Origin of the sequence: Cryobacterium sp. Y50 (assembly GCF_002929805.1) — a bacterium.
GTDB lineage: Bacteria > Actinomycetota > Actinomycetes > Actinomycetales > Microbacteriaceae > Cryobacterium.
This window is the reverse complement of sequence record NZ_PJJM01000084.1, coordinates 12,718-36,184: the sequence shown is the minus strand read 5'-3', so window position 1 is coordinate 36,184 and position 23,467 is coordinate 12,718. Positions and strand designations below refer to the sequence as shown.

Below are 23,467 nucleotides of genomic sequence, written 5' to 3'. Positions count from 1 at the left end.
ATGGTCGATACCATCCGGCTGGCCGCCCGCGACATCACCTTCGGCTACGTGCCGACCGCGCCGATTCTCTCGGACTGGAGCGCGGACTTCCATGCCGGGGAAGTGGTCGCCATTACCGGCCCGTCCGGGCGCGGCAAGTCCACCCTGCTCTACGTGCTCGGCCTCATGCTCAAACCCACCGCCGGACAGGTGCAGATCGACGGGACGGATGCTGCGCACCGGCGCGACGCAGACCGCGCCGGTTTACGGGCGCATCAGTATGGCTTCGTCTTTCAAGACGCTGCCCTCGATGCCACCCGAACGGTGCTGGACAACATCATCGAGACCACCCTCTACCGCGGAACCCCCAGGAAGCCGGCCATTCGTCGCGCGCACGAGCTGATGGACCAGTTCGGCGTCGCGCTGCGAGCGGGGGCGAAACCGGGTCAGGTGTCCGGCGGACAAGCGCAACGCATCGCGCTCTGCCGTGCCCTACTCAACGACCCGCAGATTCTGCTCGCGGACGAGCCCACCGGCAACCTCGATCCGGCCTCATCCGACCTCGTCGTCGATGCTGTGCACGCTCAGGCCCACCGCGGCGCGGCCGTCATCGTCGTCACCCACGACCCGGCACTGGTCGCCCGCTGCGACCGCCGACTCGAACTATGAGCGCGCTGCGCCGGTGGGCTGCCGTGGTGCGGGAAGCGTTGGCGACGGCGTGGGCACAACCCGTCGCATCCGTTGTCACCATCGTCATGGTCGCCGGTATGTGTGCCACGGTACTGCTGACGACTGGACGCACGGTCGGGGCGGAGCAGGCCGTGCTCGGCTCAATCGACTCGGAGGGGACGCGTTCCATCATCATTCGTGCCGACACCGACGCCGGGCTCGACGCCACAGTGCTGGACCGGCTGGCACACATCGACGGCATCCAATGGGCTGGAGCGTTCGGTATCGCCCAGGACGTCACCAACCTCCAATTTGCCGGCGCGACCAAAGTCCCCATGCGCTTGGCCTGGAGCAGCCAACTCAACCACCTCGGGATCACCACGCTGCCGCCAGTGAGCAACGCCTCGATCTGGGCATCACCGACTGCGCTGGCGGGCCTGGGAATGCCGGACGCCGTCGGGGCTGTCGTGGACGACTCCGGCGTCGACTTCGCCGTCACCGGGAGCCTGACCGTTCCAGACTTTCTCGCCTTCCTTGAACCCCTCGTCATCGCCCCGCAGACCGAAAACACCCCGGGAACGGTCGCCGTGCTCATTGTCATCGCCGACCGCCCCGACCTGGTCGCTCCCGTCTCCGACGCGGTGCGATCCGTCCTGGCGGTCACCGATCCCGCCAAAGTGACCCTGACCACGAGTGAAAACCTCGCCGCACTCCGTGGCCTGGTTGAAGGACAGCTGGATTCGTTCGGCCGCAGCCTCGTCGTCGTCGTTTTCGCACTGACCGCGGTGCTGGTGGCAGCGATTCTTTACGGCCTGGTGATGCTGCGTCGCAAGGACTTCGGGCGCCGCCGCGCCTTGGGCGCCTCCCAAGCCCTGATCATCTCGCTGCTCCTCACGCAAACCGGTGCCCTCGCCCTGGTCGGTGCCACGATCGGCAGCATTGCAGCGTCGATCGGGCTGACCGCCTCCGGAGATCCACTCCCGGGCTGGGACTTCGTCGGCGCCGTCGCACTCCTGTCGACCACCATCGGCGTGATCGCGGCCCTGGTACCCGCGCTGGCGGCCGCCCGCCGCGATCCGCTCAAAGAACTCCGCGTGCCGTAACCAACGGCGCACCGACCAATATCAGGAAACGAACAGGGCGACATAGCTGATCCAGGATTAATCGCCAAGAGCAGACAGCTCGGCCAAATTGTCCCGTAGGGGGTTCCCTTTCGGACTTCAATTCATGTGTGCTCGGACGACGCACACTGGGCGACCTGCGAAACTGAGGTATGGCTCAAATCATTGTTTACGGTCACAAATCGGCGCTTACTCCGCGCATCTCTTCGCTGTCCGACGCGATCCACGCAGCGGCGATATCGGCGCTTCAGCTGCCGGTTGAAAAGCGATTCCATCGTTTCATCACCCTGGACCCCCACGAGTTCGTCACGCCCAAGGATCGTTCGATCGACTACACCATCGTCGAGGTCAGCATGTTTGAGGGTCGCTCGACGGAAACGAAGAAAAACTTCATCCGCGAACTCATCAGCAAGATTGCAGCCGTCGGCGTCACACCGCACGATCTAGAAATCACAATCACGGAGACGCCTCGTGCGAACTGGGGCATTCGGGGAGTGCCCGCTGACGAGCTGGAGCTGAACTACTCAGTTAACGTTTGAGCACGCGAGCATCTCTACTCTCCTTCAGGTGTCCGGCATGTGGACACTGATCACTCGATCAAAGCTCGGCGGATCAGATAGTCCAAGGCTCGCAGGTTATGGGTCGTGCTTCGGTGGCGTGCGTGTCGGTGGGCTGCCCCTGCCGCACTTCGATGAAACGCGGCAGCCTCTTACCGCGCACTGATACCGCACTAGAAAGGCAGCGAGAAACCGCCCGTTGAAGGTTCCCCTTGCGGGAATTGAGATTCGTCGGTGGCTTGAGCGAGGTGATCACGCGAGTACGAACATGTTTGTAGACGAATTCGAAATATGACACCGATCAGTTTCGTCATTTCTGCTCCCGGGGTGTCTCATAACCAATGGCGCCTACCACGGTTCAGGCATGCGGTTATGCGATGTAGTTATGCGAATCGGCGCGCCGCACGATTCCGTACAACACCGAGGGAGTCGAGACAGGGGCGTGAGGCGGCTTATATCCCTAGGGTTACGAGACGATCAAAAGCGCCGTACCTCGTGCGCATGAGGCACCTGCGTGAATCTTCAGCAGGCGGCGAAATGCAGCATCCTCCATCAGATCAACTCGTGGATCCTGTAGCCAGTTCACGCTCGCGATCGTAGGAGGCATTTCCAAGGGCCAGCTACCGCCCCGCACGTCGGGCCCTCGTGTAATCGCCGCGTTGCTGGCGCGGCGCAGGTTCCGTCCGTATCCCGGAGAGTCGCCAATTTATCTGCTTCAATCTAGCTATCGTGCCTGGCACGCGCTTCGGCTTGCTTCACGTATTCGCGAATGTTCTCGTGCGTAGCCAAGGAATTGCTTGAGCTCTGTTCGCAGCGGCCACAGACGTAGGCGGAGATCGGATTTTTCTCGGAACACCAGATGCAGGTCCAATACTCGGCAGTCAAGACCTCCTCCAGTGTCGCCCCCGCGGCATCACGCACAGTCCCGTCAGCGTCGGCTCTGGCGACGAGCAACAGTTTTTCATCGACGTCAGTATCGTCTGCAGCGAGGTAAAGGCCGGTTGCCGCACGTGCGCCGTCACCTTCAGTCATCAAAAGAGCGGCTTCATGTGCACCCGCGGGGGCATTCATTAGTCGTACGAAAGCGAGGTTTCGCTCACTGCGCCAGTTCGCAGCGCGCACCTCGCGTGCAGTGTCGCAGACCGATGGGTATGACTGCCTCATTAACACGTCACGTGCGAGGTTCGATGCCCATTCTCCATGGCCGGCCACGATCGCGACCAGATCTCTTGCACAGCCTTCCGGGATAACGCCGTCTGTTCTTGCTGCGGGCTGAAGGCTTGGGGTGAAGAGGTACGAGACGAGGTCATCGTGCTCGGCACCACCAACGCTCCTGACATTCGTGGCTTCAATGCGCACTGCGGCATGGCTGAGCTGCGCGCTGCCGATCGCGGCCTTGAACAGAACCGCCACGCTACTCGCGGGGGTCTTGCTGGCTTCTCGCAGTTCCCAATAGGCGGCCCTACCCAGCTGCGCAAAGTCCACAAAATCGGCCAGGGCGCACATCCGCCAACGCTCCATTGCCCCAATTTCCGAGGCCGATGCCTCTCCGGCGGTCAGGTGCGGCAAAAACCAGCCCATTTCGAACTCGGCGACCTTCGCCTGAGCGAGCCATGACAGCTTACTCGCCGTCTCGTATGGACTGTCGTATCCAGCAGCGGCGAGCGTTCTGCGCACTTCGTCGTACTGTCCCGCTGGGAGACGAATCGATATGTCCCAGATGCGGTCGACGGCGGCCTCGGTTAGGTGTGTAACAAAGTGGGCGGCTTGCTTCACCACGCGGTCGAGACCAGCTGGTGGCGACTCATTACTGGTGCCGATGTTGAGAGTGCCGAAGCGGTCGTGCCGTGGCGGCGTGTCTCGATATTCGGCCAAGGGGTATGCCAGCGCCCGTTCGATGGCGCTAACGACGGGCGCATCTACTACGACGCCGGTGGAATCAACTGCTACCGCCAGGTCGCAGAGTGCGCGCAGGATCACAAAATGGTCAGGATCGGTGGCGTATCTATCCAGGAGCGCGTCCTTGTACGGCCGCAAGTGCGGCGGGACTGGCAGACTGGCGAGCTCGACGGCGAATCTCCAGCCAAGTCCGTCGTTCCTGTCCTTAGATTCCTCAGCCCTACCTCGAATGCCGAGGAAGCCGTTATGGGATTGGGTCGCGACGAACGGAATACGATCCACGGCCGCGACGGCTAGTGCTGACATGACGTCACTCACGTCTGATTCCGTCAAATGCGACCAGGATTGAAAGGACTCGACCATCCAACTCGCGGCTCGTGCGCGTCGGTCGCCGACTTCTTCGACCGCAGCAGCGACCACCCATCTGGCAATGTCGACATCTGCGCTCGTAGCAAGCGCAAGCGCGTTGGCACGCGCGGAATTATCTAGGCACTGCGTCAGCCAGTCCTTCAGCGACGCGACCGAATCGAGCCGGACGGCGGCGTAAGCGTCGCCCAACTCTGCGAAGACACGTGATCGTGGTTGAAGGTTTTGGCCCGTGTCGACGAAGACTCCCACTGTCTCATCCCAGAATGTGACCACAAACTCAGCTATCCGCTCAGCAGATCGAGGTGACAGCGCCCAGTTGGAAAGCGCGGCCATGACTAATTGTCGGGCGTCAGAGACCGACAATGTGGCACTCACGTTGAGAGCGCGGCCGATTACCGCGAAACCGTCGAGGAACATTCCCGGGCTGAATCCGGGGTCGGGTGCATCTAGATTGTTGGCGGAGCGGTGAACCTCCCACCGATTGATGCTGTCGTCGATGACATTCTTCAGTAGCTCGACGGCCGAGCCCACGGACGACTTCCCGTCGAGCAGTCTCAGTGTCGCCAGGGTGGCCAGGAGGGGTACCTCCCAGATATCCCGGTGGGAGTCGGCGTAGAAATTGATCCGTTCTAGCTTGACTCGGCACCACTCGTCGCGATCAGCTGCGGGAAGCGTCGCAGTCGCGTACGACTCGACGAGGGCAGCTTGCGCCCTTCGGCTAGAAGGAGGTTTGAGATCGACCACCGGCATTGCGAGGTGTGCCGCTGCGTCCATCGCGCTTTCACGGGTGGTGAGGAGAACTCCGACATCCGCACTGAGCCCATCGAGAACCTGCGCGATGCCTGCCGCGATAGCGCCCCGTTTGGCGTGCGTTTCATCGAGCCCGTCCAGCAGCAGCACGCAGTAGCCGGTTCGGATTTCCGACTTCAGGGCGCGCAAAAGCGGAGCCGATGGCTCGCGACCGCCGTGAGAGGCAGCGGTGCGGATTAGCAGGTCGAGAGACACATCGTCTGCGGCTCTCACAGCGGGTGCGATATCCCGAAGCCGCACCAACAATGGAAGAGGTGCCGCCGGTTGAACGGCAAGCCACGCCGCAACCTGTCGCACAGCCTCGGATTTCCCCGCACCAGGGAGGCCTCGAAGAATGAGCCGACCGTTCCGACGTAGCATGTGCGTGAGCGGATCCGTGCCAGCGCGCTGCTTGCCGACGTCATACTCGACGTCGACCGACCCGACGAAGTCGTCAACAATCAGCACCGGAACCTGCTGAGAGATCATCGCAAGATCCAGCCGGTCCCGGTGACTCGCCATGATGTCGCGGTACTCCACCAATGCCTGATGGTCAAGTTCGTGGGCGGCCGCGACGCTGCCTAGGCCATTGATCGCAACATCCATGCCGTTGTCGATCAGTGATTCTATCCAGTCACGACTGCCAGTGCGGGTCCGTATCGAGGACTGATGCTGAAAGAAGGCCTGCAGACAACGAAACGCCGCCGGGCCGGACCCAGGCGACAAAAGTCGTTCCATCCGGGCTGCCGCGGAGTCTGCGCGGGTATCGCTGACGTCGTCGACCTCCCAGGACATAATTCGCGCGTGCGAGAGGACCTCGTCCATACCAGGGCCGCACTCCTCGCGAACCTTGGCCTTGAATGACTCGAAGTGAGCGAGGTCTCCTGCAGACGGTTTCGGTGAACGGCCGAGGCGACGACCATCCAACACACGCATCGCTCCGGCGACTTCACCGCGGACCGTTCGTAAGGCAAGCACAAGCGTGTCATCGGCTCCCACCGTTTGCGCGGCCCACTGGCGCAGCGCACTTCGAAGCGAGGCACCGTTCAGAGATCGTTTTGCCTGGATGAACCATCGCTCCCCGTTCTCCATCGTGCAGACGATGTCATCTACGGCACCCGCCGCCTCGAGAGCAATCGCAGTCGGGACCCTGCCGTTTACTCCGTCCAGCGGTGTCCCGGAAAGGCCATGCGCGGCCAGTACCGCGGCGAACCCATTGCGGTGGAGGCTGCCAAGCTCATTTGCCGCTCCACCCGCATTAGAGGTGTTAGCGGTGTCAGTCATGTGCGAATCATTTCACACGTCAGATCCAGGCCGATGGTCCCCTGAAAATTTCTGCTGCAGTTCATGAGATGCGGACGTTCCTCCGAAGAAACAATTCACCAGCACGCGCTCGAATTCGCCATTTGTGTCAGCTTCCCTGCACCCGCCGAGACGTCTCGGGACCCCATGGGATACAAGACGGCGCAAGTCACGCCCCGCCATTATTTCAGCGCGCAGTGCCGTCGCGGATAAGGCGTGCTTTCGCAGCAGAAAATTCTTCATCAGTGAGAACTCCGCTGACGCGCAGAGAATGCAGTTTTTGTAGCTGGTCACCGACACCGTTTGCTGAAGCCTGATCCGCAGCGCCTTCACCAGCCTTGATTTGAGATGAGGATGATGCGGTGAGGGCCGCACCAACGACTAGCGCAGTTACTGCGATAATAAGCAATGCCCATGACCAGAAAACGAACGGCTCCATTGATGCCGGGCAAGAACTGCTGAACGCAGCTCCATCCATCAAATCGTTACCGTTCCCCGATGGGGCATTCGCTGGGGCCAGAACAGACCCGCAATTCTGTCCCCAGTAGTTCTCGACTGGCTTGAACGCGATCACCGCGTCAATCGCTCCCAGTACAACACCAAACACAAGCAACATTGAGCCACTAACACGTTTACTCATATAAACCCCCGGTAGGAGCCTACCGTTCTGATGGAGATTCATTTTGGGCGACGCGAGGTGTCCGTGGCAACATTTTGGCAACACTTGAAGCTGAGGGCCCAGTGTCACCTCCAGGTGTTGTGACCGAAAACAGCGTAAATATGAGGATTTCGGAGTTCGGCGAGCCGCTCACAGAGCCGCAATAGGTTTCAAATCCCACCGGTTCGTTCCTGTGGTGCGTGGGACCATCGGTGGGTCTGTTTATTGGCCTTATGGCTCATAACCATGTGCCTCGCGATTGACTTTCGTCGCCGCGAATTCCAGTGATCGGTGGCGGAGACGGAACTTCGACTGTGGGTCATCAGCAGTGACCGGGATCGGCGACAAAGTGTTCATTTCCTAAATCCCGCAGAAACCCCGCATTTACCCCGCAGATTGAAATTCGCATGGGGCTGCCAGTGTGATCATCGACCCAGTGTTTTACTGGGATCGATGATCGTATGAGGCTTCCGTGACCCGGCTGAGTCTGGTTCACGATAATCGTGGTGTCGCGGGTTCAATTCCCGCTCCCGCTACAAAGATTCATTAGATACCCCGGACTTCTGCGGAAGGCCGGGGTATCTTTGTGTCTTGCCGCGCTGTCAACCTCTCAGATTGAGATCGCGGGTTTCTTCGGTTTCAAGGCTTCAACGGACTGCGCGCCGCGCGCCGGAGCATCCGGTCGCCGAGCCGTGAGTGCTGAACTTTTCCGCAGTAAAATGGCCTGAAACTCACGGCTCAGCGGTTGAAAGAAGCGGATACCGCCACCCGTACAAGCACGCGAATGCCGCCGGCTAAGCGTCTGCCGTCGCCTGTCGAAGCGGTGTGGTGCTTCTAAGGTCGAATCACGAACCTTTTCTTCGTGAATGAGCAATAACTAGTGTGAGCACAGATAACAGAGTGATCGAGCGTTCGGTCGGCAGTCCGGAAGAGTACGGACAGCGCAGCTACCCTGAACGACCGCACCGGGGTGTTCACTAAACACACTGAACCCAGTGACGGCTTCCGCCATGACATCACCATCGACCCCGAGACGGGCCAAGTAATCGGAGAACGCGCCGTATTCGTGGACCCCACCAAAGAATCATCCCTCCCTGTGGGAACGAGCGTCGAGTGGACCTCAAACACTGCTGCCGTTGCGAACGAAACACCGGCTGGCGGCAAACTCTACGGCGACACGGGCCTGTCCGGCTAAGGCCGACATCATGACCGGAACTCGACAGGTCAGAAGCGAGACGCTACAACCATGAGTGCCGAGGTCGATCCAGCCAGCATCGAGCTGCCGCCGACCTACTCCATCGACGTAACGCCGTTCTTCGTGATGGAATTCGACAAGGCGCTGGCACGCACAAGCGTCGATGTCCAGTAAAAGGTTCGATCACACAAGACGGTTTGGACCTGCTCGACCAGTGGCAACGATTCGTAGACACGGTGGTTCCTGGCTATGGCGCCGCCGCACGCGAACCACGCTGGCGGAACGTCACGCATTTGCCGGCGGCCACGCCCACCATGGCTTCCCGTCGACGCTCATGATTGACGCTCATGATCGACGCTGATCTCGACTCAATGCGTTCCTCCGGTGGTCAGTTCGCCGAGGAACTTGCAGAGGCTGGAGCCGAGGTGGACTGCCACGTGCTGCTCGGAACATTCCACGCTTTCCTCAACCACCCGCTCGAACCGAGTTTTACCGACGGTATCTGCCTGATCATTGACTGGGCCAGGGAAACTGTAGGCACCGATAGCGTGACTCGGATCAGGACTTCGGGTACCTGGCGATTGCCACGTGGAGCCGTTCGCCAGGAATGCATCGCGGAATAAGCGCTGGCCGGATACTCAGCCAGAGCATTCCTACGCAGCGTCTCGCGCCGTGGCCGAACAGCGCGCGCAACTGATGGCAGCGGGGGAGTCCTTCATTACCGAGACCGTGTTCAGCCACCAGAGCAAGCTCAACCTTGCTGAGGGCGCAATCGCACGCGGCTACCTCGTGCACATACACGTGATCCTGCTTCCCGTCGACGTGGCGGTGAGCCGCGTAGCTGAACGCGTGAAGTACGGCGGTCATAACGTGCCCGAGCAGAAGATCCGCGAGCGCTGCGAACGACTGTGGGACCTCATCGCGAAGGCCCGCATGACTGCTCATCGAACGGAAATTTTCGACAACAGCACCGCCAGAAACCCGTTCCGCCGCGTCTCGGAGTATGAACATGGCTTGCTCATCGGCGAACATTCCTGGCCGGTCTGGGTGCCGGCGGTACTTATCAACTAGATCGTCGTCCGTTGAGATGGACGATGTGAGCACGTCACGCCCGACATTGCACCTGCCGGACGCCCTCAAGACCCGAGTAGATGAGGCGGCGACGATCGACGGCGTGTCCGTCAACACTTGGCTGGTACGCGCGATTGCGGCCGCCCTGCAACCCAGGCAGCGCCGATCTGCTCAGCGCGCGCTGCGCACCGGCGACAACTTCGTGGGCTGGGCCCGCTAACCCGCTCAAACCACCACGCATACCCCACGCCTCAGAAACGCAGCGTCAGCATGCCCACATTCAGCACCCCACCCCGATCGACCTCGCCATCAACCTGCCGGTCAGCGCCATCGAAGTCGTCGCCGGCGACCGCGCCGACACGGTCGTGACCGTATCGGCCACCAACCCGGCCAAGGCCGTCGACTGCAGAGGTGCGGAGGAGACCAAGGTCGACTTCGACGGCGAACGACTCACCATCACCGGCCCGAAGCCCCGCATGAGCTGGATCGGCCCGACCGAGTCGGTCGACCTGAAAATTAAGCTACGGACGGGATCGCGGCTCACCGCCGAGATTTCGGTCGGCGGATTGCGCACCATCGGCGCCCTCGGCGCCACCCGCATCAGGAACTCGATGGGCCTGGTCGATATCGACACGACCGGCGATCTGTGGTTGAGCGCCGGACGCGGCAACGCTACCGTGGGCACCGCCGGCGGCGGGATCGAGATCACGGTCGACCACGGTCAGATTCGGGTCGGCACGGTCATCGGCGACGCGCTTCTCAAGGCCTTGCACGGCAGCATCGCAGTGGGGGAGAGTGGCGACGACCTCGACATGAAGCTGTCCTACGGCGACCTCGAGATCGCCAGAGCGCTCGCCTCCGTTTCGGCCAAGACCGCGTACGCAGCATCGAGCTGCGCGAGGTTTCGAACGGGTCCGTGCAGGTCGAGAGCGGCTTCGGCCAGGTCACCGTTGGCATCAAGCCCGCTATTCCGGCCTGGCTTGACCTGTCGTTCCTGATGCGGTCGATGTCCGGGCGCAAGGGCGCCTGACCAGCAGGACTGACGACAGCCGGTGGAAGGAGAACGCACTCTTTGTTCCGGCTGTTTCTGTGTCGCCCGGCGAAACAGACCGCTGCCGCGCGAGAAACGCTGCCAGAGCGTTTGCTATCGAGCAAAGGCACTGAAATCAAGGCGGAGCGCCCGGTGTTAATCGGCGAGTTCACGGCCCCGTGCGCCAGCGGCGTGCGCCAAGATTGGACCTCGTGCCTGCATTGAACGCCCCCGCCCGTGTCGCCGTCGTCGGCGACGCTCTGATCGACGTGCTCCGTGATTCGGAGGCGAGCCGTGAGTTTCCCGGCGGCGCCGCCCTCAACGTGGCAGTCGGCCTGGCTGTGCTCGGCGTGCCGACGACGCTGATGGCACCGTTATTCGGGCGTTCCTCGATGAGTACGGGGTGCAGCTGATCGCGACAGCGGGCCCGTTGGGCTCATCGCGGGCCGTCTCCGACCGCACCGACGGCGAACCGCGCTACTTTTTCAACGACGCCGCCAAAGCACGCCGCATCGAATTCGGTGCGGTCGAGCGAGCTGCGCTCAACGACGCCGAACTCGTCGTCGTGAGCTGCTTTCCGTTCGATGACACCGTGCAGACCGAGGTCTTCGCGGCTTGTGTGCATGACCCGGAACAGCGCCTCGTGATCGACCCCAATCCCCGCGCCGGCATGCTGCATGACGGGCCGCGCTTTGTGCGCAACTTTGAGGTGCGCGCGGCACGCAGCCTGTTCGTGACGGTCGGCGATGAAGACGCCGACCTTCTTTACGACAGCACGCTTGAGGAGCTGCGGGAGCGTCTCGTCGACGCCGGAGTCGGCACCGTGCTCGCGACTGCCGGGCGCCTCGGTGCATCGGTGGTCGTGGGCCTGAATGAGCCGGTCAGCGTGCCGATCGCTGAGCTCGATGGTTCGGTCATTGACACCATGGGTGCCGGGGACGCGACGCTCGCGGCATCCGTTTGTATCATCGTGGCGAGCGGCGTGCCGCAGGATGCCGCTGGCTGGCAGGCACTGCTGGCTGACGCGATGCTCACCGCCGCGGCGACCTGCCGGCACGAGGGTGCTCTGCTGCGACGCCCCTGACCACCGGCGGAGCGGATGCCGCGGCCGGCTGCTCGTCGGGAGCCGCGCTTATGCCTCGGTGCTCGTTTCAGGCACGTCCGTTTCGGTCCTCGTCTCAGGAACCGGATCGGTGAACTTCAGCCGGGTGCGAATCGCGTCACGGGCCTGCTGGGCCGCGCGGCGCACCTCCTTGTCGGGGTCGCGCAGGCGCACCTCGATCGTGGCGATGTTGGCGGTGGTTCCCTGATCGGCGAGGGCGTGCAGGGCGGCGGCGCGCACGCGGGGGTGCTCGTCGGTCGTGAGACGCACGAGCTTGGGGACAACTTGAAGGCCGCGGAGCAGTACGACCTTGGCGCACATTTCGCGCACCCGCCAGGCCTGGTTGTTCAGCCCAACGACGATGTACGGCGCCGCCGACTCGCCCCAGACGTGCAGGAGCGCGCGAGCGCCCCACAGCTCGGGCCAGTACAGGGCCGGTGCGCCCTCGAGAATGCCGAGGGCGTGGCGCCCGCCGGCGTAAAGTAGAAAGTCTTTTCCGGCGTTCTTGGCACGCAACAGGGCCACGGAATTGTCGATGACGACGCTCTCGCCGTAGTGCGCGACGGCGGCGCGGATGCGCTCCTCGGTCGGCAGGTCGATCGGAAGGTCGGGGTGCGGAGTCAGTTTGTTTTGCATAGCGCTCTAACGCTACCTCCCTGGCGCACCCTGGGCCATCTAATCCCTTCCCAGGCAGCGATCCGGCAGGCGTAATACGACGCAATGGATGGGACGGTCCATTTGGTGAGCCGGGCCCGGTTCGAAAGATTGAAACCGTTGCGGTCAATGGGTGCCGCGCGTCAACAGGCTAGGGTGCCCAGTGATCTGCGTCTAAAAAGTCTCCAAGACCCTCGGGTCGGGTGCCGCCGCAACGACCGCTCTCGACGACGTCAGCGTCGAAGTCGCTCGCGGCGAAATCTACGGCGTGATCGGGCAGAGCGGCGCCGGCAAGAGCACGCTCATTCGGGCGATCAACCTGTTCGCCGGGCGGACCGCCCAGGGCAACGTCGAGTTGGGCTTGGAAATCACCGGCATCACCGGCATCGAACGTCGCCGATGCTCGCTCGAGATTCTCGACCTGGTCGGGCTGACCGAAAAGGCAGACGCTTACCCGTCCGAGCGGTCCGGCGGCCAGAAGCAGCGCGTTGGTATCGCCAGGGCGCTCGCCGGCAACCCCAAGAATTTGCTCTCCGACGAGGCCACGAGCGCCCTCGACCCCGAGACGACTCGGTCCATCCTCGAGCTCGTGAAAACCATCAACGTGCAGCTCGGCCTGACCGTTCTGCTGATCACGCATGAAATGGATGTTGTCAAACGGGTTTCCGACTCGGCCGCCCTGCTCGAAAATGGCCGTATTCTCGAGCAGGGCAAGGTGGTGTCGCTCATTTCAATGCCCGGCTCTCCGCTCGCCAACGCCGCCCCGATCGCCGACCTGCGCGGGCAGGGACTGCTCGTGGAGATCGTCGGGGATGCGGCATTCGGTGGTTAAGGAGTGAGGCTGAGGTTCTAACGCGTGAGGTTCAGCTCGAAGCCGGAGGCGTGGTCGTAGATGCCGTAGTTGCCGATCTCGGTGAAACCGAGGCTGCGATAGAGAGCCAGCGCTTCGGGCTGGGCGTAGCCGGTTTCGAGGCGCATCCGCTCATACCCGAGATCGCGCGCGAGGGACGCGAGTTCGCGCAGAATCGTTTTTGCGTGGCCCTGGCGGCGGTATTCGGGGTTGGTCCACATGCGCTTGACCTCGGCGGTCGTGGCGTTGAACTGGTGCAGGCCGCCGCCGGCGACCGTCGTGTCGCCGTCGAGGAGCACGAGAAAGCCGCCGAAGGGAGGATCGAACTCGGAGCCGTCAACGTCGTGCACGGAATCGCCCGTGCCATATCGAGTTTCATATTCGCGGTGCAGATCAAGCAGAAGAGGGGCTACCTCGGAATCACCGAGGCGCACGGATACACATTTCACGGATACCAGTGTGCGCCCTGGCGAGATGTGATCGTGACCGGTGGCACGGTCGACAGACGAGTCCACGCGGCCTCACTCTCCCGCTTATGCGTTGTCTACCCTTCCATTTTTTGTCGGAGTGGAGTTTCGCAATCAAGAATCCGCGCAGAACCGGTGCCGCCGCGCACTCACGCTGGCCGGTAGATCGATGCTTAGTAGACTCGAGACGTGTCAGTGAACCCAGAGTTGCAGGGGCGGGTCTTTCCGTCGGTCGCACCGTATCTTGTCGGCCGCGAAAAGGTGCGCGAATTTTCCCGCGCCGTGTTCGCGACCAACCCGATCAACTACGATCCCGAAGCGGCCCGCGCGGCCGGCCACGCCGACGTCGTCGCTCCGCCCACATTCGCCGTGGTCGTGCAGGAGGCCACTCTGGCCCAGCTGTTGGCCGAACCGGATGGCGGCATCGACTTCACCCGCGTCGTGCACGGCGATCAGCGTTTCACCTACACCCGGCCGATCGTGGCTGGCGATGAGCTCACGGCGACCCTCGCGGTGACGAGCATCAAGACCCTGGGCGGCCATTCGATGGTGACCGCCGAGTCCACCATCGTCGACGCGACCGGTGGCCACGTCGTGACCGCCATCTCCACTCTCGTCGTCAGGGGAGACGAATGATTCCTGTTCTGGCCGACCTCGAGGTCGGCAGCGTCGTCGCCGAGGCGAGTTTCTCGTTGACGCGCGATTCTCTCGTGCATTACGCCGGGGCATCCGGCGATTTCAACCCCATTCATTACCGCGATGATGTGGCGCAGTCGGTGGGCCTGTCGGGCGTGCTCGCCCACGGCATGCTCACAATGGGCCTTGCCGTGCAGCCCGTCGTTGACTGGGCCGGCGACCCGGCCCGCGTCGTGGACTACCAGGTGCGGTTCACCCGCCCGGTCTTCGTCGACGGGGCGGTAGGCGCGACCGTCACCGTGGTCGCCAAGGTCGGCGCCCTCGATGTCGAGGTGAGTGTGGCCCGTATCGACCTGACCGTGACCTTCAACGGTACGACCGTTCTTGGCAAGGCGCAGGCGCGCGTCAACCTGGCCTGAACGCATGATTGAACCCGTTGCCCTAAGCGCGCTCACCACCTTTCGCGTTGGCGGCCCGCCCGCAGCCCGGGTGGCCCCGGTCACCGAGCAGGACCTCATCAACGAAACCCTTTCGGTCTGGGGCATGGACGAAAACTGGCTGCTGCTCGGTGGCGGCTCCAACACCGTTGTCGCCGACGAAGGCTTCGACGGCGTCGTCATTCACGTGGTGACCCGCGGCATCCAGGTCCTGGATGATTCCAGCGCAAAGGATGCCGCTGGCGTCGGTCCCGCAGACCGGGTTCGGCTGCGCGTGCAGGCCGGCGAGCCCTGGGACGAACTGGTCTCCTATGCCGTCCAGCACGGCTGGGCCGGCATTGAGGCGCTCTCCGGCATCCCCGGATCGTGTGGCGCCGCGCCGGTGCAGAACATCGGTGCCTACGGCCAGGAAATCTCGGACTGCCTCGTCGCGATCGATTTTCTCTCCTATGAAACCGGCGAAGTCGAACGACTCGAACGCGCCGAGCTCGGCCTCGGCTACCGCACCTCGGTGCTCAAACAGGGCTTGCGCGGTGTCGTGCTGGCGATCGAGCTGGAGTTGCACGATACCGCCGCCGAGGCATCCGTTTTGGGAAGTACGCTAGGTCAGCCGTTGAAATATGCCCAACTCGCCGGTGCGCTCGGCGTGCAGCTCGGCGACCGCGTGCCGCTGCAGACCGTGCGCGACACAGTCCTGGGCCTGCGCGCCGGTAAGGGCATGGTGCTCGACCCGAGCGACCCCGACACGTTCAGCGCGGGATCCTTCTTCACCAACCCGATCGTGACCGAGGCGTTTGCGCGCTCGCTTCCGGCATCGGCGCCCCAGTGGCCGATGACGACGGAGCTGCCGGATCGAGTTATTCCAATTGAGGAATACATGGGTGTTGGGCCCATTCCCGGCGAGGAACCGGTGCGCCTGGTCAAGCTCAGCGCCGCCTGGCTAATCGAGCAGTCCGGCGTCTCCCGCGGGTTCAGGCTGGCCGGGTCGAAGGCGGCGGTGTCGAGCAAACACACCCTGGCCTTGACTAACACGGGCGGTGCGACCGCCGAGGAGGTGGCCGAACTTGCCCGCTACGTGCTCGGCCGGGTGCAGGCCGAATTCGGCGTAAACCTGCAGCCCGAACCAGTTCTGGTCGGCCTGGCGCTGTAGCAGCTGGGCGGGCTGGTTGCGGCCAGGTGACGCATTCCGGCGATGCCGGCGATGTCGAGGTGTGAGTTTCAGCCCATTTTTGGTGAGACGCAGGCGCGAACTCACACCTCGGCATCGCGCCCGCGAGATGCCCGACGCAGTGCCCGCGAGATGCTCGCGTCGTGCCCGCGAGCAGAACGCGGCCGGTCAGTCGGCGCGACGTGCAGCGGCCGCGATGCCGGCCACGACGAGGCCCAGCCCGACCGCGATCACGCCGCCGAGGAGCCATAGCGTGGGATCCGGCGGCACCGGAAGCAGGGTGAACACGACCATGTAGGTGGCGAACGCCAGCAGCAGAATGCCCCAGAAAATCGTGCCGAAGCGTGGACGCAAGCGGGGAACGGACGTTGTCGCCTCGCCAGCCGGCACGGCTTGGTTCGGGCTGAAGAAGCTCGGCGTCGTATCGGTCTCCTGTGCGGGGCTGGCCGCGGCGGCGTTCGGCGCGGTCGGGTTTGCTTCGGTGACGGTCGCGTCGCCAGCCGGCGGATTTGCAGCGAAGACCTCGGTGGGGGTGTCGGAGTGGTCGGCTCCGGAGTTCGCGGGAGAAAGTGGAGTGGTCATTGTGAGGTCCTAATTGTTGGAGGAGTCGAGCGTGACGACGCCGGCGATGGTCCAGATGCGCAGCAAGGGGCCGTCGCTGCGGCTGCTCGCGTTGAAGGTGCGCTGATCCGAGGTAAAAACTCCCGTGCGCTCGCCGTTCTCCGCGTCCGCCGCCCGACCCGAATACTCCACGCCGCCGACCAGCGCGTGCGTTTCGACGCGCACCGGGGCATCTGCGGGGAGTTGAATATTGGTGACGCCAGCCACGAGCCAGACGTCGAAGATGCGATCCGCGTCGAGCCCTGCGTTGTCGAAATCACTGAGGTCGAGGGTGGTTTGCCCGGCGATCATGACGTAGCTCGTCGACGGGTCAACGGCGGCGTCATTTGCGATGAGCGGCCAGACGGTGTCGCCGAGGGCGGTGAACTGGCTGCCCTGCGGAAACACGCCGAGCACGACGAGCGTAGCCGCGGCCAGAAAGGCGAACCCGCCCATGGCGCCGTCGGTGCGACCGCGAATTCCGGCGATCACGATGCCGAGCGCGAGCACTCCGAGGGCGAAGGCGACGCCGAGCAGGATCGCGTCCTGCGACCAGACCCCGGTCGAGTTCACTCCGGCGGCAACCGCTCCCGTGGCCAGGGCAAGGCCGAGCACGATTGCGCTGTACCCGGCGCCGGGACGGCGGGCGCGCACCCGGGCACGGTGGGCGGCCTGGCGGGCGCGGTTCTGTTCCTGCCAGTGGCGATTCTGTTCGGAGCGGATGTTCCGGGCCGATTCGGGCGCGTACGGGTTGGCCGGCGGATAGGTCTCACCAAGAGCGCCGGCGACGAACGGGTTCTGGGCCGACGTCGTTGTGGCCGCAAAAGCAAGCGTTGGGGCGGTTGCCGGTTCGGTGTCGGCGCTGACGGGGGCTCCGGTGGTGTGCGAGGCGCTAACGGTGGACGTGGTCGTATCCGGGGCATCCGTTTGCGGGCTGGAGTCGGTACCCGTGGACGGTTTTGGATCGTAGACATTGCCCGGGCCGAACGGGGTGGCCGGGGGAGGGAACCGGCCAGACCCGGGACCAGTGCTGCCGGGTTTCCTGGCGCGGCGAATCAGATAGACGATCAGCCAGACGCTGCCGGCGGCCACGGCCAGGCCCCAACCGACCGAGAGCATGGTGGAGAGCCAATCGGGGAGTGCCCAGAATCCGGTCGGGCCGTTCCACGAGAGTCCACGGAGCATCGGCACGACGGTGGCCAGAAGCAGAGCGCCGATGGCGACCATGGCGGGTTGGAACCGGCCGCGGATGGCCTCCTCAGCGTAGATGCGGCCGGCGCCGCGCGGCATGAGCGCCCAGCCTACGGCGTAGGCGAAGACGACGGGTCCGCCGAGGATGGCAATCACGACGGCGATGCCGCGCACTATGAGAGGGTCGAGCCCGGTGCGGGCGGCGATACCACCACAGACGCCGGCGATCCAGCGTTCGCCATCACGGTTCAGGCCGCTGCCACGAATCCAGTCGAAGAAGCGGGTGATTTGGTCGGGTTTGGGCGGTTGGTGGGGTCTGTCGGCCCTCGGTGCGTCGGTCATGGTTTGAGTCTGTCAGCGCGCCGAGACCGCTGCCATGGGGGATGACCCTGATTGAACCCTGATTGATTTTGAACAGGTTCCGTCGTGTCGGTGGGGCGTGCTTGGATAAACACGTGAGAACAGAGCGGATGACCCGGCCCCGGCTGCGCCTCGTGGGCGGTGTGTGCGCGGGGTTCGCCGAGCACACCGGCGTTCCGGTGGCTACCGTGCGTTTGCTTACCGTACTGCTGAGTCTCTGCGGCGGCTTCGGCGCGCTGCTTTACGCCTGGCTCTGGGGTACGGTTCCTTCGGGCGCGGCGACGGCCGACCCGTTGCCCAAGTCGAGCCTGGCCCGCGCAAGTCGCGTTTCCTCTGCGGCGCCCGGTGGCTTGGCACCTCTGGCCCGTCTCGCCGTGTCACCCGGCGTCTCTCGGTTCGCCAGCCCTGCAACGCCCGCCGTCAAAACGGATGCCGACTCAGCGCGCGCTGCGCCCGTCACCGAGATCCTGCTCGGGCTCGCTTTGCTGGCCGCCGGCGGTGCCCTTGTGGCGAGCCGACTCGGCGCCGACATCCCACTCGCCGTGGTGGTGCCCGCCATCGTCGTACTCGCCGGAACCGCGCTCGCCTGGCGCCAGTTCGCCGACATTCGCAGTGGTGCGGCGCAGCAATCCTCGGCGTTGCTCGTGCGCATTCTCGGGGCGCTCGTGCTGGTTGCCGTCGGCATTTTGCTGTTTTTCGTGACCGGTACCAATCCGAACGCGTGGACGGTTATTTTGGCGGCGGCATCCGTTCTGCTGGGAGTAGCCGTGGTGACCGCACCTTGGCTGCTGCGCCTGTGGAGCGACCTCGCCGACGAGCGCGCCGCGCGGGCGCGCGAGGCCGAGCGGGCCGATATCGCCGCGCACCTGCACGACTCGGTGCTGCAGACTCTCGCGCTCATTCAGCAGAAGGCTGGCCCGCACAGTGACGTCGCGCGGCTCGCCCGGGCGCAGGAACGCGAACTGCGCGAGTGGCTGTTTACCGGAACCCGCGGCGGCAGCGTCGAATCGGCGTCAGACCTTGCCACCGCGCTGCGCCGCATCGCGGGCGAGATCGAAGAGGACTTCGCGGTGCACTTCGAGGTGGTGACGGTCGGGGCGGGTGTGAGCGCGGGATCGGCCGACGGCTCCGACTCGCCCGCTGCCACCGCTCGAGAAGCACTCGCCGCAGCCGCCCGCGAGGCCATGCTCAATGCGGCCCGGCATGCCGGCGGAGCGGTGTCGGTGTACCTCGAGACCGGCGCCCGGGGTGTTGAACTGAGCGTGACCGACCGCGGGCCGGGTTTTCGGCTCGACCAGATTTCCAAAGACCGGCTCGGCGTGCGCGAATCCATTCTCGGACGGATGCGCCGGGCTGGTGGAAACGCCGCCGTGCGCCCAGGCCCGGGCGGCACCGGCACCGAGATTCTGCTGACTTTACCGGCGCTGGCGGCCACTCCGGCGATTGGTGAGCACCACACCGAAACGAGCGTGCGATGACCAACCACGACCCGATACAAAGCAGCCCTGCGCCAACAGGGCCGGCCGCGGCATCCGCTGGTCTGCCTATCCTCATCGTTGACGATCACTCCATCTTCCGTTCAGGGCTACGTGCCGAGCTCGACCCGAACATCGTCGTGCTCGGTGAGGCGGCGACGGTCGACGCCGCGATCGCGAGCGTGATCGAACTGCAGCCGCGAGTCGTACTGCTCGACGTGCACCTGCCCGGCGGGCGCGGCGGGGGCGGCGCGGAGGTTATTCGTGAGGCGGCACCGCGCGCTCCGCACACCCTGTTCCTGGCGCTGAGCGTCTCGGACGCCGCCGACGACGTAGTGAGCGTCATCCGAGCTGGCGCTCGTGGCTACATCACCAAGAGCGCTTCCGGAGCCGAGGTCTCCGAAGCGGCTCGCCGCGTCGCCGACGGTGACGCCGTGTTCTCGCCGCGCCTGGCCGGATTCGTACTCGACGCCTTCGGCGCTGTTGCGGGCGAGACCGCCGAAACGACCGAGGAACTCGACCGGCTCTCCGCTCGGGAAACCGAGGTGATGCGCCTCATCGCCCGCGGCTACAGCTACAAGGAGGTCGCCAGCACCCTGTTCATCGCGGCCAAGACCGTCGAAACGCACGTCTCGTCCGTGCTGCGCAAGCTGCAGCTGTCGAGTCGGCACGAACTGACCGCCTGGGCACTCGAGCGCAAACTGCTTTAGCGCCCGGGCTTTAGGCCAGGCTCACGCGTCGCGTCGAATCCAGCGAAACGTCACCCGGCTCAGCACGAGACCCAGCACCAGCCAGATGCCGAGGGCGCCGGCCACCCAGGGTAAATCCCAGGAAGCGCTCTGCTCGGCAGCCGCGAAGCTTTCCGGAAGAAAGACCGAACGCATGCCCTGAGCCATCCATTTGAGCGGAAAGATGCTCGCCAAATTTTGCATCCACTCGGGCAGCGTCGTGAACTGCAGATAGACGCCCGAGATGAATTGCAGCACGAGCACCACGGGAGCCACCACGGCCGTGGCGCTGCGCCCCGACCGAGGTGCCGCCGACAGCGCTATGCCGAGAAACGCGCTCGTGATCACGCCGAACACGAACACCCAGGCGAAAGTCGCCCATTTCTCGGGCTCAGTCGGCAGCGCGATATCGAGCACAAGCCGCGCCACGAGAAGCAGAAGGCCAGCCTGGAGAATCGCGGTGACGAAGACCTGCCCGATCTTGCCGAGAAAATAGCTCAGCGGGGACAGTGGGGTGCCACCCAGGCGTTTGAGGGTGCCATCGCTCTTCTCGCCGGCGATATCGACAGCGAGGTTCTGCACACCAGAGAGAAGCATGCCGGCGGCGAGCATGCCGGGCAGATAGTAGGCGCCCACGCTGACGCCGCCGGTTCCGTCGGGGTTCGCACCGATATTGCCGGAGGAGCTGAACGCAGCGGTGAATATGCCAAGCATGATGAACGGAAAAAAGAACGTGAACAACAGGGTATCGGGGGAGCGAAAGTACAGGCGCGTTTCATAGCCGATGCGGGACAGGCCGAGCACGAGTGTGCTCGGAGCCTTGTTCTGCGGGCGGGCGACCAAAACCGTGGCGCTCATGCTCGTACGTCCTTATAGATGCGTCGGCTCGGATCCGACCGACCCTCATTGGTGGATGCTGCCGCCCCGCTCCCAGCCGGCATTGCCTCGTGACCACGCACGAGCGACAGGTACACGTCTTCGAGACTTGGCCGGATTACCTCGAGATCCGCGGGCTCGGCACCGTTCAAGCTGCGGACGAGTTCGGCCACGACCTGCGCCGGGCGGCTCGTACGCTCTTCGCGTACCAATCCGTTGCCGTCACGCCAGCGCACGACCGGAACGCGGGCATCCGCTCCGCCGAGTTTGTCGAGCGAACCGATGTCGATGAGCTGGCCACCGGCGATGATTCCGGCTCGGTCGCCGAGTTGCGCGGCCTCGTCGAGGTAGTGGGTCGTCAGCAGAATGGTGGTGCCCTCCGCCTTGAGCCCGCGAATCAGACTCCAGAACTGATGCCGGGCCTCGGGGTCGAAGCCGGTGGTCGGTTCGTCGAGAAACAACAACTCGGGGCGTCCGATAATGCCGAGGGCGACATCAACTCGGCGACGCTGCCCGCCGGAAAGTTTGCCGACGCGGGTTTTGGCCTTCTCGCGCAGGCCCGCCGCGTCGATGACCTCGTCGACGTCGCGGGGATGGGGATAGAACCCGGCGAAGTGGCGCAGCAGCTCTGTCACTGTGGCATTGCCGCTCTCGCCGCTGGTCTGCAGCACAATGCCCAGGCGGGCTTTCCAGTCCAGGCCTCCGCGATGCGGATCAATGCCGAGCACGCTCACCTCGCCGCCGGAACGGTCACGGTAACCTTCGAGAATCTCGATCGTCGTGCTCTTGCCGGCGCCATTAGGGCCGAGCAGGGCGAAAGTCTCACCGGCCGCGATTGAGAAACTCACGCCGCGCACCGCCTCGACGCCGCCATATGATTTCTGCAGGTCGCGCACCTGCACGACCGGGGCTGTGGTTGTCATGGACTCAGAATCTTACTCCCGCGCCCCCGAAGCCGCCGTTGGTCGTGTCCCCCGTTCACAAGTCGCCGGATGCCGTACTAGGCGAACAGGCGCTGCAGACGTTGCACGCCCTCGAGCAGGGCGTCATCGCCGAGGGCGTATGACAAGCGCAGGAATCCACTCGGCCCGAAAGCTTCGCCAGGAACTGCGGCCACCTCGGCCCGATCGAGAATGAGGTCGGCCAGTTCGAGTGACGTCGTTGGCGTCACATCGCCCCACTGGCGGCCGAGCAGGCCGGTCACATCGGGGTAGACATAGAAGGCACCCTGCGGGGTGGGTGTCACGACGCCGGGGATATTGTTCAACTCAGCCACGATCAGCTTGCGGCGGCGGTCAAAGGCCACCCGCATGGCCTCGGCGGCGCCTTGCGGGCCGTTCAACGCAGCGATTCCGGCGCGCTGAGAGATGTTCGACACGTTCGAGGAGAGGTGCGACTGCAGGTTTGCTGCCGCCCTCATGGCGTCGGCGGGGCCGACCATCCAGCCGAGGCGCCAGCCGGTCATGGCATACGTTTTGGCGACGCCGTTGACCAGGATCGTGCGGTCGGCGAGCGCCGGAACGGCTTCGACGATAGAAACGGCGCGCACGCCGTCGTACGTGAGGTTCTGGTAGATCTCATCGGAGATGACCCAGAGACCGTTGTCTTCAGCCCATTGGCCGATGGCACGGGTCTGCTCCGGCGAGTAAACGGCGCCGGTGGGGTTCGACGGTGAGACGAACAACAGCACCTTGGTTCGCGGAGTGCGTGCGGCTTCGAGCTGCTCGACGGTCACGAGGTAGCCCTGGTCGCTGCCGGCGAAGACGTCGACCTGCACGCCGCCGGCGAGGCGGATCGCTTCGGGGTACGTGGTCCAATACGGGGTCGGTACGATGACCTCGTCACCGGGATCGAGCAGGGTCGCGAAGGCCTGGTAGACGGCCTGCTTGCCACCGTTGGTGACAACGACCTGGCCCGGCGAGACCGCGAGGCTGCTGTCACGCAGTGTCTTGGCCGCGATGGCCTCGCGCAGCTCGGGCAGTCCAGCCGCGGGGGTATATCGATAGTTCTTCGGATCGCGCACGGCGGTCAGCGCCGCCTCCACGATGTGTTCAGGGGTCTGAAAATCGGGTTCCCCCGCCGCGAAGCTGATCACCGGCCTTCCCGCCGCCTGCAGCGCCTTGGCCTTGCCGTCAACCTTGAGGGTCGCTGACTCGGCAATAGAGCCGATCCGACTTGAAATTCGCTTGAGTTCGTGATCCACGTGTTGAGTTTAGCTACCCGACCCGCGCGCAAGCTAGCGAAACCCCGGCTGTGCCAGCGCTCGTGTCGGCCCCGGTGACGC

General features: G+C 64.1%; 26 protein-coding genes. 17 read left to right on the top strand and 9 right to left on the bottom strand.

Going from position 1 to position 23,467, the window contains the following annotated elements; genetic code table 11:
- From CXY73_RS07835 to CXY73_RS07825, 3 genes are all read left to right on the top strand, one after another.
- Nucleotides 1-648, top strand: a complete 648-nt coding sequence (locus CXY73_RS07835; RefSeq protein WP_104177365.1) for an ABC transporter ATP-binding protein — start codon at nucleotides 1-3, stop codon at nucleotides 646-648.
- Entirely contained in the window at nucleotides 645-1,751 is a 1,107-nt protein-coding gene (locus tag CXY73_RS07830; RefSeq protein ID WP_233198208.1) for an FtsX-like permease family protein, read from the top strand. Before CXY73_RS07835 ends, CXY73_RS07830 begins: the two co-directional genes overlap by 4 nt.
- 170 nt (nucleotides 1,752-1,921) lie before the next feature.
- Nucleotides 1,922-2,308 carry a tautomerase family protein gene (locus tag CXY73_RS07825; RefSeq protein WP_104177364.1) on the top strand — a complete coding sequence of 129 codons (387 nt, stop codon included), beginning with the start codon at nucleotides 1,922-1,924 and terminating at the stop codon, nucleotides 2,306-2,308.
- 738 nt (nucleotides 2,309-3,046) lie between these two features.
- Here the strand turns inward: CXY73_RS07825 and CXY73_RS07820 are convergent.
- Both CXY73_RS07820 and CXY73_RS07815 read right to left on the bottom strand, forming a co-directional pair.
- Nucleotides 3,047-6,667 carry a hypothetical protein gene (locus tag CXY73_RS07820; RefSeq protein WP_104177363.1) on the bottom strand — a complete coding sequence of 1,207 codons (3,621 nt, stop codon included), beginning with the start codon at nucleotides 6,665-6,667 and terminating at the stop codon, nucleotides 3,047-3,049.
- Between the two features lie 205 nt (nucleotides 6,668-6,872).
- Nucleotides 6,873-7,325 (bottom strand): SHOCT domain-containing protein, encoded by a 453-nt coding sequence (locus CXY73_RS07815; protein WP_158254063.1) that lies wholly within the window; start codon nucleotides 7,323-7,325, stop codon nucleotides 6,873-6,875.
- 988 nt (nucleotides 7,326-8,313) lie between these two features.
- Between CXY73_RS07815 and CXY73_RS07810 the strand changes: the two genes are divergently transcribed.
- The 8 genes from CXY73_RS07810 to CXY73_RS07785 all read left to right on the top strand — a co-directional run bounded on the left by CXY73_RS07810 (nucleotide 8,314) and on the right by CXY73_RS07785 (nucleotide 11,723).
- Complete coding sequence (locus CXY73_RS07810; RefSeq protein WP_104137872.1) at nucleotides 8,314-8,538, top strand: hypothetical protein; 225 nt, start codon at nucleotides 8,314-8,316, stop codon at nucleotides 8,536-8,538.
- A 51-nt stretch (nucleotides 8,539-8,589) separates the two neighbouring features.
- Nucleotides 8,590-8,712 (top strand): hypothetical protein, encoded by a 123-nt coding sequence (locus tag CXY73_RS23205; protein ID WP_255411370.1) that lies wholly within the window; start codon nucleotides 8,590-8,592, stop codon nucleotides 8,710-8,712.
- A 173-nt stretch (nucleotides 8,713-8,885) separates the two neighbouring features.
- A complete protein-coding gene (locus CXY73_RS22670; RefSeq protein WP_104137869.1) occupies nucleotides 8,886-9,161 on the top strand; it encodes a hypothetical protein in 276 nt (91 codons plus the stop codon).
- Entirely contained in the window at nucleotides 9,127-9,609 is a 483-nt protein-coding gene (locus CXY73_RS07800) for a zeta toxin family protein (RefSeq protein ID WP_104177361.1), read from the top strand. Before CXY73_RS22670 ends, CXY73_RS07800 begins: the two co-directional genes overlap by 35 nt.
- 25 nt (nucleotides 9,610-9,634) lie before the next feature.
- Entirely contained in the window at nucleotides 9,635-9,829 is a 195-nt protein-coding gene (locus CXY73_RS07795) for a hypothetical protein (protein ID WP_233198206.1), read from the top strand.
- Nucleotides 9,744-10,607 (top strand): hypothetical protein, encoded by an 864-nt coding sequence (locus CXY73_RS07790; RefSeq protein WP_199185309.1) that lies wholly within the window; start codon nucleotides 9,744-9,746, stop codon nucleotides 10,605-10,607. The genes CXY73_RS07795 and CXY73_RS07790 overlap by 86 nt, the downstream gene beginning before the upstream one ends.
- A gap of 244 nt (nucleotides 10,608-10,851) precedes the next feature.
- Complete coding sequence (locus CXY73_RS23520) at nucleotides 10,852-11,052, top strand: PfkB family carbohydrate kinase (RefSeq protein ID WP_368665902.1); 201 nt, start codon at nucleotides 10,852-10,854, stop codon at nucleotides 11,050-11,052.
- The gene (locus CXY73_RS07785) at nucleotides 11,043-11,723 is read left to right on the top strand and encodes a carbohydrate kinase family protein (RefSeq protein ID WP_368665901.1); all 681 of its coding nucleotides are present in this window, start codon (nucleotides 11,043-11,045) and stop codon (nucleotides 11,721-11,723) included. The genes CXY73_RS23520 and CXY73_RS07785 overlap by 10 nt, the downstream gene beginning before the upstream one ends.
- A 48-nt stretch (nucleotides 11,724-11,771) precedes the next feature.
- Here CXY73_RS07785 and CXY73_RS07780 read toward each other — a convergent pair whose 3' ends face one another.
- Nucleotides 11,772-12,377 carry a HEAT repeat domain-containing protein gene (locus tag CXY73_RS07780; RefSeq protein WP_104137863.1) on the bottom strand — a complete coding sequence of 202 codons (606 nt, stop codon included), beginning with the start codon at nucleotides 12,375-12,377 and terminating at the stop codon, nucleotides 11,772-11,774.
- A gap of 286 nt (nucleotides 12,378-12,663) precedes the next feature.
- On the opposite strand from CXY73_RS07780, the gene CXY73_RS07775 reads away from it, so the two are divergent.
- Complete coding sequence (locus CXY73_RS07775) at nucleotides 12,664-13,227, top strand: ATP-binding cassette domain-containing protein (protein ID WP_369831226.1); 564 nt, start codon at nucleotides 12,664-12,666, stop codon at nucleotides 13,225-13,227.
- Between the two features lie 17 nt (nucleotides 13,228-13,244).
- Here CXY73_RS07775 and CXY73_RS07770 read toward each other — a convergent pair whose 3' ends face one another.
- The gene (locus CXY73_RS07770) at nucleotides 13,245-13,694 is read right to left on the bottom strand and encodes a GNAT family N-acetyltransferase (protein WP_158253135.1); all 450 of its coding nucleotides are present in this window, start codon (nucleotides 13,692-13,694) and stop codon (nucleotides 13,245-13,247) included.
- A gap of 207 nt (nucleotides 13,695-13,901) precedes the next feature.
- Between CXY73_RS07770 and CXY73_RS07765 the strand changes: the two genes are divergently transcribed.
- Genes CXY73_RS07765 through CXY73_RS07755 form a run of 3 tightly spaced genes read left to right on the top strand, consistent with a single transcriptional unit; the run spans nucleotide 13,902 to nucleotide 15,935 of the window.
- On the top strand, nucleotides 13,902-14,348 hold the full coding sequence (locus tag CXY73_RS07765) for a MaoC family dehydratase N-terminal domain-containing protein (RefSeq protein ID WP_104137856.1): 447 nt from the start codon (nucleotides 13,902-13,904) through the stop codon (nucleotides 14,346-14,348).
- A complete protein-coding gene (locus CXY73_RS07760) occupies nucleotides 14,345-14,767 on the top strand; it encodes a MaoC/PaaZ C-terminal domain-containing protein (protein ID WP_104137853.1) in 423 nt (140 codons plus the stop codon). The genes CXY73_RS07765 and CXY73_RS07760 overlap by 4 nt, the downstream gene beginning before the upstream one ends.
- Before the next feature lie 4 nt (nucleotides 14,768-14,771).
- Nucleotides 14,772-15,935: a UDP-N-acetylmuramate dehydrogenase gene (locus CXY73_RS07755; RefSeq protein WP_104177359.1), complete on the top strand. Its 1,164-nt coding sequence runs from the start codon at nucleotides 14,772-14,774 to the stop codon at nucleotides 15,933-15,935.
- 186 nt (nucleotides 15,936-16,121) lie between these two features.
- On the opposite strand, the gene CXY73_RS07750 is transcribed toward CXY73_RS07755, so the two are convergent.
- Entirely contained in the window at nucleotides 16,122-16,535 is a 414-nt protein-coding gene (locus CXY73_RS07750; RefSeq protein ID WP_104137848.1) for a hypothetical protein, read from the bottom strand.
- Nucleotides 16,536-16,544: 9 nt separating this feature from the next.
- Nucleotides 16,545-18,086 (bottom strand): PspC domain-containing protein, encoded by a 1,542-nt coding sequence (locus CXY73_RS07745; protein ID WP_104177358.1) that lies wholly within the window; start codon nucleotides 18,084-18,086, stop codon nucleotides 16,545-16,547.
- Between the two features lie 113 nt (nucleotides 18,087-18,199).
- On the opposite strand from CXY73_RS07745, the gene CXY73_RS07740 reads away from it, so the two are divergent.
- Nucleotides 18,200-19,582 (top strand): ATP-binding protein, encoded by a 1,383-nt coding sequence (locus CXY73_RS07740; protein ID WP_233198205.1) that lies wholly within the window; start codon nucleotides 18,200-18,202, stop codon nucleotides 19,580-19,582.
- A complete protein-coding gene (locus CXY73_RS07735; RefSeq protein WP_104137840.1) occupies nucleotides 19,579-20,289 on the top strand; it encodes a response regulator transcription factor in 711 nt (236 codons plus the stop codon). The genes CXY73_RS07740 and CXY73_RS07735 overlap by 4 nt, the downstream gene beginning before the upstream one ends.
- 21 nt (nucleotides 20,290-20,310) lie before the next feature.
- Here the strand turns inward: CXY73_RS07735 and CXY73_RS07730 are convergent, their stop codons facing one another.
- From CXY73_RS07730 to CXY73_RS07720, 3 genes are all read right to left on the bottom strand, one after another.
- Entirely contained in the window at nucleotides 20,311-21,165 is an 855-nt protein-coding gene (locus CXY73_RS07730; RefSeq protein WP_104137837.1) for an ABC transporter permease, read from the bottom strand.
- Nucleotides 21,162-22,106 (bottom strand): ABC transporter ATP-binding protein, encoded by a 945-nt coding sequence (locus CXY73_RS07725; RefSeq protein WP_104177356.1) that lies wholly within the window; start codon nucleotides 22,104-22,106, stop codon nucleotides 21,162-21,164. The genes CXY73_RS07730 and CXY73_RS07725 overlap by 4 nt, the downstream gene beginning before the upstream one ends.
- A gap of 77 nt (nucleotides 22,107-22,183) precedes the next feature.
- Nucleotides 22,184-23,386, bottom strand: coding sequence for a pyridoxal phosphate-dependent aminotransferase (locus CXY73_RS07720; protein WP_104137830.1), 1,203 nt, complete (start codon nucleotides 23,384-23,386; stop codon nucleotides 22,184-22,186).
- Between the last annotated feature and the right edge of the window lie 81 nt (nucleotides 23,387-23,467).

Bases quoted from the DNA above. Each gene is read 5' to 3' on its own strand.
- CXY73_RS07780 (WP_104137863.1), bottom strand. From the start codon at position 12,377: ATGCAAAACAAACTGACTCCGCACCCCGACCTTCCGATCGACCTGCCG.
- CXY73_RS23205 (WP_255411370.1), top strand. From the start codon at position 8,590: ATGAGTGCCGAGGTCGATCCAGCCAGCATCGAGCTGCCGCCGACCTAC.
- CXY73_RS07825 (WP_104177364.1), top strand. From the start codon at position 1,922: ATGGCTCAAATCATTGTTTACGGTCACAAATCGGCGCTTACTCCGCGC.
- CXY73_RS07755 (WP_104177359.1), top strand. From the start codon at position 14,772: ATGATTGAACCCGTTGCCCTAAGCGCGCTCACCACCTTTCGCGTTGGC.
- CXY73_RS07745 (WP_104177358.1), bottom strand. From the start codon at position 18,086: ATGACCGACGCACCGAGGGCCGACAGACCCCACCAACCGCCCAAACCC.
- CXY73_RS22670 (WP_104137869.1), top strand. From the start codon at position 8,886: ATGATCGACGCTGATCTCGACTCAATGCGTTCCTCCGGTGGTCAGTTC.
- CXY73_RS07735 (WP_104137840.1), top strand. From the start codon at position 19,579: ATGACCAACCACGACCCGATACAAAGCAGCCCTGCGCCAACAGGGCCG.
- CXY73_RS07725 (WP_104177356.1), bottom strand. From the start codon at position 22,106: ATGACAACCACAGCCCCGGTCGTGCAGGTGCGCGACCTGCAGAAATCA.
- CXY73_RS07830 (WP_233198208.1), top strand. From the start codon at position 645: ATGAGCGCGCTGCGCCGGTGGGCTGCCGTGGTGCGGGAAGCGTTGGCG.
- CXY73_RS07815 (WP_158254063.1), bottom strand. From the start codon at position 7,325: ATGAGTAAACGTGTTAGTGGCTCAATGTTGCTTGTGTTTGGTGTTGTA.
- CXY73_RS07760 (WP_104137853.1), top strand. From the start codon at position 14,345: ATGATTCCTGTTCTGGCCGACCTCGAGGTCGGCAGCGTCGTCGCCGAG.
- CXY73_RS07835 (WP_104177365.1), top strand. From the start codon at position 1: ATGGTCGATACCATCCGGCTGGCCGCCCGCGACATCACCTTCGGCTAC.
- CXY73_RS07730 (WP_104137837.1), bottom strand. From the start codon at position 21,165: ATGAGCGCCACGGTTTTGGTCGCCCGCCCGCAGAACAAGGCTCCGAGC.
- CXY73_RS07750 (WP_104137848.1), bottom strand. From the start codon at position 16,535: ATGACCACTCCACTTTCTCCCGCGAACTCCGGAGCCGACCACTCCGAC.
- CXY73_RS07820 (WP_104177363.1), bottom strand. From the start codon at position 6,667: ATGACTGACACCGCTAACACCTCTAATGCGGGTGGAGCGGCAAATGAG.